A 12,777-nucleotide genomic window follows, 5' to 3' on the forward strand; every position below is an offset into this window, starting at 1 on the left:
TTATTTTTATACACCGTTTCCTTCTTATCCCTTACCGGAACATAAAAAAGAAACCGCACGGCATTGCGCGGTTTCTTTATACTTGGATCATATTAACGGAACGGGCTTTTTTTGCCTTCCGTAAACCGAACCACCATAAAAACAGCATAAACGGAATCATATAATACCCCCAATGACGCAGGGCGGTCAGAATAAAATCGTAAGACCCGTGCAGGCATGAAGGCACAAACAGCGAGATCAGCAGCCACTTGGCACGGGCTTTTTTTTGCGAAAAACGCGCTTTTCCAAGATAAAAGCCCATAATGACTCCGATAAGCGCATGACAGGAGACCGGCAACAGCGCCCTGATGAAAGCATGCTCAACTCCATGGCCGAATAAATAAAGAATATTTTCAAGGGTGGCAAAGCCCAGAGACACACTGGCTCCGTAAACGATACCGTCGTAATGCTCATCAAAATGGGCGTGCGGATACACACTGACCATCAGAATAAACCATTTAACCGATTCTTCCAAGAAACCTGAAGACAAAAACGAAACAAAAAAGCTCCCTTCCCCTATATGTTCTTTTTCGAGGACATATTGGATAAACATGGTCGGAAAAACAAGAACGACTCCAAGAAAAAAAGACCTCAGCACCATATGTACGGGTTCATTGTCATACTGATCTTTTAGATAAAAATAGCTTAACAGCGCAATGCCGGGAGCAATTCCTGCAGAGATGATTGCAAACATCAGGCAACCTCTTTCCTTTAAATTCCTAAATCTATCGTACCATGTTGCGCTCTATTTTACATCTTCCATTTTCTAAAAAAAGAGCATATGAATGATCATATGCTCTGGATACCGAGTCTTTTTGAAATTTCCGCCGCGATCAAGCCGCCGTGAAAACGTCCGTTTTCAATAAAAATTTCATTGGCGTTATTTCCCGCCGCAATGACTCCGGCAATAAAAACACCGTCGACATTTGTTTCCATCGTCTCTTCGCGGAAAAACGGACGGCCTGACTCCTCGTCTATCCGTACGCCGATCTTTTTAAGAAAACCGTGATCGGGATGATAACCCGTCATGGCAAATACGAAATCATTTTTCAGCCGGACCGTTTCATTTCGGCCGGATCGGAAAATGATTTCATCTTCCGTTACTTCTTCCAGACAGGCGCCGAACTCCATACGGATTGTGCCGTTTCTGACAAGGGCTTCAAATTCGGGTAAGATCCACGGCTTGATGCTTGGGGAATACTCGTTTCCTCTGTAAAGCACCGTCACGCGCGCGCCGGACTTCACCAGCTCCAAAGCGGCATCCACACTTGAATTTTTTCCGCCGATCACGGCAACGTCTTTATCAAAATACGGGTGGCCTTCTTTAAAGTAATGAAAAACCTTAGGGAGCTCTTCACCCGGAATGTTCATATAATTCGGATGATCATAATATCCTGTCGCAATAATACAAAATGGGGTGAGATAACGGTCTTTTGACGTTTCTACGAGAAAGCGGCCGTCTTCCTGTTTTGTGACGCGCTCAACTTTTTCGAATGCGTTTACCCGCAGCTCTTTTCTTCTGGCAACCTCTCTGTAGTACGAGAGAGCCTGAATTCTGACCGGTTTTCTGTTTTCAGTAATAAAGGCCACGTCACCGATTTCCAGTTTTTCGCTTGAACTGAAAAAGGTTTGGTGTGTCGGATAGTTATAAATGCTGTTTACGACATTTCCTTTTTCGATGACAAGGGCATTTATGCCAATTTGCTTCAGATGTATAGCCGCTGATAATCCGCAAGGACCTCCGCCTATTATAATTGCTTTTTCTTCTGTCATGTCCTTCAACTCCTGCGATTGGCATTTCCATCAATTGTTTCCACTCATATAAAAAATCTCCTATACAATCATAGGAGATTTTTTATGTTTATGCAAACAATTGGTTTATATCCAGCCTCTGAAACGTGAAGCCTCGGCCATTTTCCGCACGCCGACCATGTAAGCCGCGAGCCTCATGTCGATTCGGCGGTTCTGCGCCATTTCATAAATATTATTAAATGATTTAACCATCATGTTTACCAATTTTTCTTCTACTTCTTCTTCACTCCAGTAGAAGCCTTGGTTATTTTGCACCCATTCGAAATAAGAAACTGTTACGCCGCCGGCGCTTGCCAAAACATCCGGAACAAGCAGCGTCCCTTTGTCTGTAAGGATTTTTGTTCCTTCCAGCGTCGTCGGTCCGTTTGCCGCCTCCACAACAATTTTCGCTTTAATGCGGTCAGCGTTTTCTTCAGTAATTTGGTTTTCAATCGCCGCCGGGACAAGGATATCACAGTCCAGTTCAAGCAGCTCTTGGTTCGTAATGGTGTCATTGAAAAGCTTCGTCACTGTCCCGAAGCTGTCCCTGCGGTCAAGCAGATAATCAATATCAAGACCGTCCGGATCGTAAAGACCTCCGTACGCATCAGAAATTCCGACAACTTTCGCACCGGCGTCATGCATAAATTTAGCCAAATAGCTGCCCGCGTTCCCGAAACCTTGAACGACGACGCGCGCGTCTTGAATATCAAGACCTTTTTTCTTGGCCGCTTCTTTTATACAAATCGTTACGCCTTTTGCCGTAGCTGATTCCCTGCCGTGGGAACCCCCAAGGACAAGCGGTTTTCCCGTAATAAAGCCGGGTGAGTTAAATTCATCAATTCTTGAATATTCATCCATCATCCAAGCCATAATCTGCGAGTTTGTAAATACATCAGGTGCCGGAACATCTTTTGTCGGTCCGACAATCTGGCTGATTGCTCTGACATACCCTCTGCTCAGCCTTTCAAGCTCTCTGAATGACATATTTCTCGGATCACAAACAATTCCGCCTTTACCACCGCCATAAGGAAGATCAATAATTCCGCATTTTAAACTCATCCAAATGGAAAGTGCTTTCACCTCTTTTTCCGTTACATTCGGGTGAAAACGAATACCGCCTTTTGTCGGACCGACGGAGTCATTGTGCTGTGCACGATAGCCTGTAAATATTTTTACAGATCCGTCATCCATCCGAACCGGAATTTTAACCGTTAACAATCTGAGCGGCTCTTTCAGCAGTTCATACACTTCCTCTGGATACCCCAATTTTTCCAGCGCTTTATGTATTACGGTTTGGGTTGATTTTAATACATCATGTTTGTCTTCATCATTATGACCGGTGAATCGATCGGCTGCCATTTGAGTTAACCTCCTAAAATCTTATGTTTCTCTCATGCTCCCTTTCAGTGAATAGTATACACCTTCATATTGGCTGTGCATAGAAGAAAGACAATGATTTTTCCAATATTTCGCTTAAAAAAAACGGCCGCTGGAAACAGCAGCCGTTACATATACGTTTTTACGAAAAATGAGCTTGGATGGTCTCCACTGCATTTCCGTCCATAATCAGTTTTCCGTATTCGTGAAGCCTGTAAATCGTCAGGGTCGCCGGATGCCCGTATTCGGCTAAAACCGCGACGACGCCTTCGGCAGATTGGGAGCCGAGGTCTTCAAGGCTTACATAATACTGGTCCTCATAGTGATAGACGGTGCCGCCGGTAATACCGATGCGATGCAGGCTGCCGGCAAGCTGAATAATATCTTCAAAGGAATGAAATTGATAAATAATATCTGCGCTTTCGTCAAGTTTGACCTGCATCTCGATATAATCATCATCGTATTCGTCGTCTTCTGCCTCCGCGTCATGATTTTTCGTCACAATCACAACCATGCCTTGTGCCTGAAGAGAATACACTTCAACCGCGATCGGACCATTCGCTTCAAAGCCGAGCTCTGTATTTGCTTCATTCATCATATCTTTAAATAACTGGTGGACTTTAAAAGAGTCCTTCCAGAGGTCTTCTTTTGTCAGTCCCCGATCCGTGAGATCGTCGAGGGTCAAAAAGATTTTAATCTTATTATAATTCAGACGCTCAAGCCGCATAATGTTCCCTCCTGCCTCTTCTTGCACACAAATCATATAACACAGTATATGAATAAATGAGTCATAGGTTCTTAATTTGTTATCAGTTTACACCGTGTACAGCGGGAAGACAAGCACAATGCCGTTTTTTATCCGCCCGGCCCCCCGTTTTAAGAAAAAGACGCATCGGGGCCGCACAGCCGGACGATGTGTGTCTCAGGTTTCGCTCCGAATCTCAGCGGAACTTTTGTGGTGCCGTAGCCATTGCTGATCAAATAATGCGCCTGCTTTACAGTGCCTGTTTTGCCTAATTCATACGGTCCGAATTGTCCGAGCCGGATCTGGCCTCCGTGCGTATGGCCGCTGAAAACGGCGTCAATTCCGTCTGATTCGCTCATTTGCTCGCGGATGTCTGGATTATGACAAAGCAGTACATTCACCCGGTTTTCGTCAATATTTCTGATCGCAGACCCGTAATCGTCCATCATCATTCTGATGTCATCGACACCGATGATTGTAACTGTCTCTCCTTTATAGGTAAACAAAACAGATTCGTTTCTCAACGGAATGACCTTGTATGTGTTGAAAATAGAGAGCAGCTTCTGCTGGCTGACTTCGTAATCGTTATTCCCCCATACATAGAACACGGGTGCGAGTCTTGTAAGCCGCTTGATGTTTTCTTCAATTCTCGCGTAAGGGACTCCGCCCTCAGCTAAATCACCGCCGAGCAATACCACATCAGGCTTATGAGCGGATGCTTCATTTAAAAGGCTTTCGTCAATTAAACGTCTGTGCACGTCAGAAATAAAAAAAATTGTGAGCGGCTCCATCCCTTTCATCTTCCGAAGGGTAAAGGTATGTGTTTTCAGATGACAGCCTTTTGCTGTTTTGTACATGACGGCGGCCATGACAGCAGCCGCTCCTGCCAGTGAGCCAAGAATACCCGCTGCAAGCTTCATAAAAGCACTCTCCATTCTGTAAATGTCTCTGATTAGACGGACAAACAAAAAAAGACGTTTCTATCCTTTCCGGAAAACGCCTCATCTTATTTGCTTTCAAAATAAAGATTTATATCATACCGATGTTTCATCAGGTGAAAAACAGATTCTCTCGCTCTCCATTTCTCCGGCTGCGGCCACAAATCCGTGCTTTTTTGGATAATTTCACATCTCAGCTTATGATATTCTCCCTCAGCTTTTTCTTCCTTTTTTTTAAAATAGTAAGAAGTGCAGTACGCGAAAGCGGAAACCATGATCCAGCATAAATAAACTGTATGGCTTAATATCTCTTGCAGAATCAGCTGCGGAGAAGCTTGCGGCGCATTGAAGCTTTTAAAGATGAGCAATACGCACATCAGGGAAAAACAAACGAGGGAAGTCCACTGCCATCTTCGGCATTGTCTGGCATAATTTTCGTATTTCAATTTTCTTTTGACCAGCGCCTGAAGCATTTGTTTCGTCGGCCCGTCAACAAATCGGTCTAATTGCTTCCATAATGAATCCATGCGCTTCACACCTTGTCCATTTTCATTGGTACACTATATGAACGACGCGGCGAAAACATGCATTTAATCGGATAAAGGAATGCTCAGAACCTGACCGGCATAAACTTCATTTCCGTTTAAACGGTTATAGCTGCGGATTTTTTCCTCACCCGCTCTGCTTTTGTAATATTTCATAGAAATGCGGTAAAGCGTTTCTTTTTGCTGCACTGTATGTTTTACGACCTGCTGCTCTTTTCGGGTCTCAGGTTCATTCTGCTTGTTTGTTTCAGCCGTTGCTTCACGGACAGCCGGCGGAGACTGCTGTTTTGTCTCCGCGTATTCGGTGTCTGTAGTTTTTTCCTTTTTTTCTGAAGGTGTATCGGTTTTTACTGTATCGGTTTTTTCCGCCGTTTTTTTCGGCGCTGATACATTTTCTTGCTTTTCTTTTTTATCCTCTGCCTTTTTTTCAGGCTTTTCTAAAAGAGCGGTTTCTGCTGATTCCTTCTGCACGTCCGTTTTTGGGATAACGGCAGGCGCGCTTTCGCTATGGTCTATGAAGACATCTTCATAATCCTTCGGGTCAAATCTGCTGCTGTTCGTCATATAAAGAAGACCGAAAAAGACACCTATCGTTACTACGATAAACAGCACGGTGAGAAAGGTGAACAGCGGCGTTTTCGATTTGGTTTTTTCCTTCACCTGTTCTTCCTTTTTTTTACGCTCCTCTTTTACAGATTGTCTTGTCGGGAGGCTGTCTTCAAGATACTCAATTTGTTCATCCGCTGCCGCGGCAATCTGCTGCTCGGCACGCAGCTGAGCTTTTTTTCTTTCAACTCTTGACATTTCCGTCATGCAAACCCCTCCTAACATATTGAAAACGGATTTGACAGGCAAATACCGCATCAATAATAAAATGCGCTGTAACCGGAACGAATAAATTGCCGGTCCATTCATAGATAAGCCCCAGCATCAAGCTGATACCTGTTACCATGATAAATAGCAGCCATTTCGTCAAGTACCTGAAGTGAAGCACGGCAAAAACAAGGCTTGCGGCCCATAAACCGATATGTGTCTGCAAGACGCCTCTGAATAGAATTTCTTCGGCAAATGCAATCAGAAGCGTCAAAAAAAGCAGATGAGGCACCGGCCTGTTCCGAAAAAGCAATTCGTTAATCCCCCCGTCATCATATAAATGACGCGGACACCACTTCATCACCGCCATATCAGTAAAAATGACAAAGACGGCAAGAGGCACACCGTACCATATGATATATTCGTCCCTTATATTCCACAGCTTGAAAAAATCGTGAAAATCCTCAAAAAAGAAAAAGCCTGTCACAGCTGACAAAATCAATATAACGAATTGAGTAAAATACAGCTGTTTTACAATGTCCCGATCTGTAAGCTGATGGATCATTTCGCGTTGCCGTCTCAGCTGAGCTCACCCGCAGACCGCAGGCCGAAGATTCGATCTAATTCCAGCTTCCAATTGTCAAACCGCTCCATGTTTTTCCGTTCTCCTTTTTGTTCGTAGGGCGACAGGTCGATCCCGCAGCTGGTGCAGCATTGCCCGGTTTGACCGTCAGGCTCGTACGATTCATCAAAATAAGCTAATAGCGCTTCTCTTATACACTCTTTTCGTCCTAATAACGCTGAAACGCGGTGCATTTTATGAAGTTTGTTCTCTAAACGGCGTGTCAGCTCTTTTTGAAGGAGCTCCTTGGACGTTTTCCCCTGAAGATACAGGTGGACGGCTGTCCGCGCCTGTGTTTCTTGAACGCCTCCGTTTATCAGAACGTCGCGAAGCTCCCTTTCTTCTCTTGTTCCGGCGTTTTTTATGGTGGACAGAATGGCTTCCAGATCATAATCCGACAGACTTTCCATCTGAATGATCTGCTGCTGAAGTTCAATATCGCCGGGGGCTCTCAGCAAAATGCTGACACTCGGTTTGCCGTCGCGGCCCGCTCTGCCGATTTCCTGCATAAAGGCTTCAGCCGTTTGAGGAAGAGAAAAGTGAATCACGAAGCGGATATCAGACTTGTCCACTCCCATACCAAACGCATTTGTACAGCATATGCAATCGAGCTGGTTATGGATAAATTGCTGCTGAATTAAAATTCTGTCTCCAGTGTCCATTCCTCCGTGATAATAGTCAGTCCGCTTTCCCGTTTTTTCGTTCAGCTCAGCCGCAAGCTCTTCCGCCCACTTTCTCGTCGGACAATATACGATCCCGGGGCCTTCAAGCTTTTCAGCAAGCTCTGCTATCCTATTTATCTTTTCGGCTGTATCTGTGCAGTTTTCAACCGCCAAAAGAATATTCGGCCGGTTGACTGAATAAAGATGTCGCACAGCATGCTCCAGCCCGAGCACATCCGCCACGTCAAGAAGCGTTTCTTTCGTTGCCGTCGCAGTCAGCGCCAACACAGGCGGCTGGCCGAGTGCTTTTCTGAAAGGCCCGAGTTTTGAATAATCAGGCCTGAAATCATGCCCCCATTCGGAAATGCAATGAGCCTCGTCAATGACAAATAAACTGACAGGGACGCTTTTCAGACGGTTCAGCACATATGGTGACGACAGAGCTTCAGGGGACAGGTAGAGAAATTTGTATCGGCTGATGTTGCTGAGAAGAAAATGTCTTTCGTTCGGACTCAGCATGCTGTTTAAAGCAGCCACTCGCTTTTCTCCCCCCGCCTTCAGCTGCTGCACCTGGTCTTCCATTAATGAGAGAAGCGGTGAAATAATCAGCACCAAACCTTCCAGCATGTAACCTGGAAGCTGGTAGCACAATGATTTTCCTCCGCCGGTCGGCAGCATTGCAATTGTATCCTGTTTTTGGAGCACGCTGTTTATAATCTCTTCCTGCCCTTTTTTAAACGAGCGGAAACCAAAATGCCGATATAATGCTTTTTGCAGCTCAGTCATACTGTTTCACCGTCTTTGCCAGCGCCAGCCTGATCTGAAAATAGCTGAATCGCATCTGCAACCCTTCACGAATCCGTTTGATTTTATTGGTTTGATGCTGTTTTGCAAATGCCGCTATCATGCGCTGCTCTTCTTTAGAAATGTACTGTTCAATAAAAAAGGCGGGCTGCTGTAAAGAAATCTCCACAATATGGTCTTCAATCGTGGCGGTTTTTAAGTTTCTGATTGCCGCAATCCGTTCAATCGGAAATCCTTTTTGCACAAGCTCAAGGGTTTTTCTGGCGGACTGTGTAAGGGCGCTTTCTGCCTGAAGATCGGACAGAAGCTCCCGCAAAACGGGATGTGAACATTGGGGTAATGATTGAATAACATAATGCAGCACCCCCCAAAACTGGATGGACACATACCACTCATCTTCGGCCAATTCATCGGCCAGCTGTTTATTTGTGCTTCCGATTCGTTCAAATGAGGTTAATGAGCAGACAAAAATAAGCGCCTGCTGTCCGTTCAATTGATTCAAATAATGAGAAAGCATGTCATGCAGCTTGACAGAAAGCTCTTTATGATCCGTCTTTTGCCGCATGAACCGTTTGACCCATCTCAGCGTCTGAACATCGTTGGTCACCGGTATATATTGACTGCACTGATGCTCTTTATTTGAAAGCACTTGAACGAGCAGGGACAGCCGCTTCCACAGGATGACTGCCGGCGTTTGATAATTGGCGCCGTGGCAGTGCTGAGGCCAAGGCCGCTCGGCAAACGCCTGTTCAAGCTCCTGAACGCCGCGGGCCGTCACTTTAAACGCACTTGTTTCTTTTCCCGCTTCAATGTAAGAGTGCCCGGTGAGTTTATGTATTGCAGCTGCAATATCACCGCGTTCACACTGGGAAGCCATGCCGAAATATTTAGCAATCTGAAATAAGCCGGCATCCTGAATGGTTTGGGACGACTTTTTTCCTTTTAATAAATGAAACACAGCACTTTGTGTCCGTTCGCCGTCTATTTTGTCCAGACAGTCGAGAACCACGGTATCGAAGTAGTTTATCGCCAATCTAAACACACCTACATTTCTTCCTGACAAGATTCGTTGTTTTTTATTTTAACAGATTTTCAAATAAAATTGATGTTTAAAGTCATCTTTTAGGGGGAAGTGCTATAGAGAATCCCTTATATGATAAGCATTCTCAATCATTTTTCTGTTGAAATTTGACACTAACATCATTACAATAAGTAAGAGGAATAGGTGTTATATTTAAAAAATATATAAGGTAAACCATTTGTTCCAACACGAACAATCTGGGAGGTTTTATTCATGGCAAAGTACACAATTGTAGATAAAGATACGTGTATTGCATGCGGCGCTTGCGGAGCTGCTGCACCAGACATTTATGATTATGATGATGAAGGCATTGCATTCGTTACACTTGACGAAAATAAAGGCGTCGTTGAAGTTCCGGAAGTTCTGGAAGAAGATATGATTGACGCATTTGAAGGATGCCCTACTGATTCAATCAAAGTTGCGGATGAACCGTTCGAAGGCGACCCGCTAAAATACGAATAGAAAAAGCCCTCCGCGAGGAGCTTTTTAATTCAGGAAAGACCCCGGTCCAATTGCAGCCGGGGTCTTTATTTTTGTAAAACAAACAAAAGCGCCCGGCCTTCTTTCCATGGCCGGACGCTTTTTCATTATGGCGTTTGAATACTGCGTTTTTGTTCAATCCAAGGTTTAAGCTTCTTAAAAATAAATGTAAACACGATTGTAATGATGATGCCTTTCACAATATTAAACGGTAATATCCCCGCCACAATCGCTGTTTTTAATTGGCTGTTTGACAGTGCCGGTGAATGTAAAAACCAAGTATATGCGGGCAGGATCAGAATATAGTTTAAAATGCTCATTAATACGGTCATAGCCGCAGTTCCCGCCAATAGGCTCACCGCAAGCCCTTTTGCAGAGTTCAGCTTTTTAAACATAAACGCCGTCGGCAAAATAAACAGCGTTCCCGCGATAAAGTTGGCTGCTTGCCCGACAGGCACGCCGGCCATGCTTCCCTGAATGATATATTGAAGAATATTTTTAATGGCTTCCACCGCAATACCCGCCGCAGGTCCGTAAACCAAGATGGCGATGATCGCAGGAACGTCACTGAAATCGATTTTCAAGTAATCCGGAAGACCCGGAAACGGGAAATTTAACAGCATAAGCACAAAGGCAATGCTGCTAAGCATACTGATGACAACTAATTTTTTGACTTTCACAATGCTCTCTCCTTTTCGATCCAATCTCTCGAAAAGTGGAAAGGTTCTTTTACAGCCCAATAAAAAAACCGCTTTTATCAAAAAGCGGGAGCTTACTTAGGCTTGGCAAAGAAACGTTTGATATGATCATCAAAACGCTCGCTGAACCTCCATCTTCTCCCATCCAGACTATACTGTCGGCTCCGGAATCTCACCGGATCCTGCTGCCGAAGCAGCTCGCGGGCTTAGAGCTTTATGCTCATCACCGCCGGTAGGGAATTGCACCCTGCCCCGAAGATTGATCATATGAATTTATTCACATTATAAACGATCCGTATGGAATTGTATAGAGAACTGCTCAATTTCAAAATAAATATTTATCATGTTCACTGCCTTATCACAATTGAAATGATTGCGTTTCCTTTTCTCCTTTACTGCGTCAATACACATTGACACTATATTAAGAATATGATAAATTATCAGATATTTAGTCAGCTAAACTAGGAGGAAATCTAACAATGTTTCGAGTTTTGGTCTCAGATAAGATGAGCAATGACGGCTTAAAGCCGCTAATGGATTCAGATTTTATAGAAATTGTACAAAAAAACGCCGCGGACGCAGAAGATGAATTACATACCTTTGATGCTTTGTTAGTCCGCAGTTCCACGAAAGTAACGGAAGAGTTATTCAAAAAAATGACTTCATTGAAAATCGTCGGAAGAGCCGGTGTCGGCGTGGATAATATCGACATTGATGAGGCCACAAAACACGGGGTTATCGTCATTAATGCGCCAAACGGAAATACGATTTCCACTGCCGAGCATACATTCGCGATGATTTCTTCATTAATGAGACATATTCCGCAAGCCAATATCTCAGTGAAATCAAGAGAATGGAACCGGACGGCTTTTGTCGGAGCAGAGCTTTACGGAAAAACATTGGGCATTATCGGGCTAGGCCGAATCGGAAGCGAAATTGCACAGCGCGCCAGAGCTTTCGGCATGACGGTTCATGTGTTCGATCCGTTTTTAACTGAAGAAAGAGCAGGCAAAATCGGCGTCAACAGCCGGACGTTTGAAGAAGTGCTTGAAAGCGCAGATATCATTACCGTCCACACTCCTTTAACAAAGGAGACAAGAGGATTGCTTAATAAAGAAACCATTGCCAAAACCAAAAAAGGCGTTCGCCTTGTGAACTGTGCAAGAGGCGGAATTATTGATGAAGCTGCGCTTTTGGAGGCGCTCGAAAGCGGCCATGTCGCAGGAGCTGCGCTTGACGTGTTTGAAGTGGAGCCGCCTGTTGAATCAAAGCTTCCTGATCACCCGTTAGTGATTGCTACACCACATTTAGGCGCTTCCACAAAAGAAGCCCAGCTGAATGTCGCGGCTCAGGTTTCGGAAGAAGTTTTGCAGTTTGCAAAAGGTCTGCCGGTCATGTCAGCGATCAACCTGCCGGCAATGACAAAAGATGAATTCAAAAAAATTCAGCCGTATCATCAAATCGCTGACAAAATCGGCAGCCTTGTGTCACAGTGCATGAAGGAACCCGTAAAGGACGTCGCTATTCAATACGAAGGGACCATTGCCAAACTTGAAACATCATTTATCACAAAAAGCCTGCTTTCCGGCTTCCTAAAACCGCGTGTCGATTCAACGGTTAATGAAGTCAATGCCGGAGGTGTCGCTAAGGAGCGCGGTATCAGCTTCAGTGAAAAGATTTCCTCCTCTGAATCTGGATATGATAACTGCATCAGCGTAAAAGTAACCGGAGACCGCAGCACATTTACATTAACGGCTACGTATATCCCGCACTTCGGTGAGCGTATTGTTGAATTGAACGGATTTAATATTGACTTAAACCCTGCCGGACACCTAGTGTACATCCAGCATCAAGATACGACCGGCGTTATCGGGCGTGTCGGCCGCATCCTAGGTGATAATGATATCAATATCGCCACCATGCAGGTAGGACGCAAAGAAAAAGGCGGAGAAGCGATCATGATGCTTTCTTTTGACAAACACTTAGAAGAGAAAGTCGTCAATGAGCTGACCGCCATTCAGGATATTGTATCCGTCAAATTGATTGACCTTCCGTAACAAGCAAAAAACCCAAAACATTAAGGGACTGACCCCCGTTTTTGAGACAGGGATCAAAACACCTTTAAGCAGCCAGCTGCCGGTATATGACCGGCGGCTGGTTGTTTAGTTTCGCTTGAATA

General features: G+C 44.7%; 13 protein-coding genes and 1 riboswitch. Of the genes, 2 read left to right on the plus strand and 11 right to left on the minus strand.

Going from position 1 to position 12,777, the window contains the following annotated elements:
* Window positions 1-76: 76 nt before the first annotated feature.
* The 10 genes from prsW to J7E26_RS16240 form a co-directional block, all read right to left on the minus strand.
* Entirely contained in the window at window positions 77-733 is a 657-nt protein-coding gene (prsW, locus tag J7E26_RS16195; RefSeq protein ID WP_214814370.1) for a glutamic-type intramembrane protease PrsW, read from the minus strand.
* Between the two features lie 95 nt (window positions 734-828).
* Window positions 829-1,812, minus strand: coding sequence for a YpdA family putative bacillithiol disulfide reductase (locus J7E26_RS16200; protein WP_214814372.1), 984 nt, complete (start codon window positions 1,810-1,812; stop codon window positions 829-831).
* Window positions 1,813-1,917: 105 nt separating this feature from the next.
* Window positions 1,918-3,192: a Glu/Leu/Phe/Val family dehydrogenase gene (gene gudB, locus J7E26_RS16205; RefSeq protein ID WP_214814374.1), complete on the minus strand. Its 1,275-nt coding sequence runs from the start codon at window positions 3,190-3,192 to the stop codon at window positions 1,918-1,920.
* A 160-nt stretch (window positions 3,193-3,352) separates the two neighbouring features.
* The gene (locus J7E26_RS16210; protein ID WP_214814376.1) at window positions 3,353-3,937 is read right to left on the minus strand and encodes a genetic competence negative regulator; all 585 of its coding nucleotides are present in this window, start codon (window positions 3,935-3,937) and stop codon (window positions 3,353-3,355) included.
* 149 nt (window positions 3,938-4,086) lie between these two features.
* Window positions 4,087-4,875 carry a metallophosphoesterase gene (locus J7E26_RS16215; RefSeq protein ID WP_214814378.1) on the minus strand — a complete coding sequence of 263 codons (789 nt, stop codon included), beginning with the start codon at window positions 4,873-4,875 and terminating at the stop codon, window positions 4,087-4,089.
* Window positions 4,876-4,961: 86 nt separating this feature from the next.
* The gene (locus tag J7E26_RS16220; RefSeq protein ID WP_214814380.1) at window positions 4,962-5,420 is read right to left on the minus strand and encodes a YpbF family protein; all 459 of its coding nucleotides are present in this window, start codon (window positions 5,418-5,420) and stop codon (window positions 4,962-4,964) included.
* Window positions 5,421-5,483: 63 nt separating this feature from the next.
* Complete coding sequence (locus J7E26_RS16225) at window positions 5,484-6,251, minus strand: LysM peptidoglycan-binding domain-containing protein (RefSeq protein WP_214814382.1); 768 nt, start codon at window positions 6,249-6,251, stop codon at window positions 5,484-5,486.
* Complete coding sequence (locus J7E26_RS16230) at window positions 6,229-6,816, minus strand: CPBP family intramembrane glutamic endopeptidase (RefSeq protein ID WP_214814384.1); 588 nt, start codon at window positions 6,814-6,816, stop codon at window positions 6,229-6,231. Before J7E26_RS16230 ends, J7E26_RS16225 begins: the two co-directional genes overlap by 23 nt.
* A 14-nt stretch (window positions 6,817-6,830) precedes the next feature.
* Complete coding sequence (locus tag J7E26_RS16235) at window positions 6,831-8,321, minus strand: RecQ family ATP-dependent DNA helicase (RefSeq protein ID WP_214814386.1); 1,491 nt, start codon at window positions 8,319-8,321, stop codon at window positions 6,831-6,833.
* The gene (locus tag J7E26_RS16240; RefSeq protein WP_214814388.1) at window positions 8,314-9,372 is read right to left on the minus strand and encodes a YpbB family protein; all 1,059 of its coding nucleotides are present in this window, start codon (window positions 9,370-9,372) and stop codon (window positions 8,314-8,316) included. Before J7E26_RS16240 ends, J7E26_RS16235 begins: the two co-directional genes overlap by 8 nt.
* A 261-nt stretch (window positions 9,373-9,633) precedes the next feature.
* On the opposite strand from J7E26_RS16240, the gene J7E26_RS16245 reads away from it, so the two are divergent.
* Complete coding sequence (locus tag J7E26_RS16245; RefSeq protein WP_003153403.1) at window positions 9,634-9,882, plus strand: ferredoxin; 249 nt, start codon at window positions 9,634-9,636, stop codon at window positions 9,880-9,882.
* 125 nt (window positions 9,883-10,007) lie between these two features.
* Here J7E26_RS16245 and J7E26_RS16250 read toward each other — a convergent pair whose 3' ends face one another.
* Window positions 10,008-10,640, minus strand: a complete 633-nt coding sequence (locus J7E26_RS16250) for an ECF transporter S component (RefSeq protein ID WP_353618102.1) — start codon at window positions 10,638-10,640, stop codon at window positions 10,008-10,010.
* Window positions 10,641-10,727: 87 nt separating this feature from the next.
* A riboswitch (FMN riboswitch) is annotated at window positions 10,728-10,862 on the minus strand.
* A 215-nt stretch (window positions 10,863-11,077) separates the two neighbouring features.
* Between J7E26_RS16250 and serA the strand changes: the two genes are divergently transcribed.
* A complete protein-coding gene (gene serA, locus J7E26_RS16255) occupies window positions 11,078-12,655 on the plus strand; it encodes a phosphoglycerate dehydrogenase (RefSeq protein WP_214814392.1) in 1,578 nt (525 codons plus the stop codon).
* The last annotated feature ends 122 nt before the right edge of the window (window positions 12,656-12,777 follow it).

Source organism: Bacillus sp. ISL-51, assembly GCF_018613535.1.
Lineage (GTDB): Bacteria > Bacillota > Bacilli > Bacillales > Bacillaceae > Bacillus.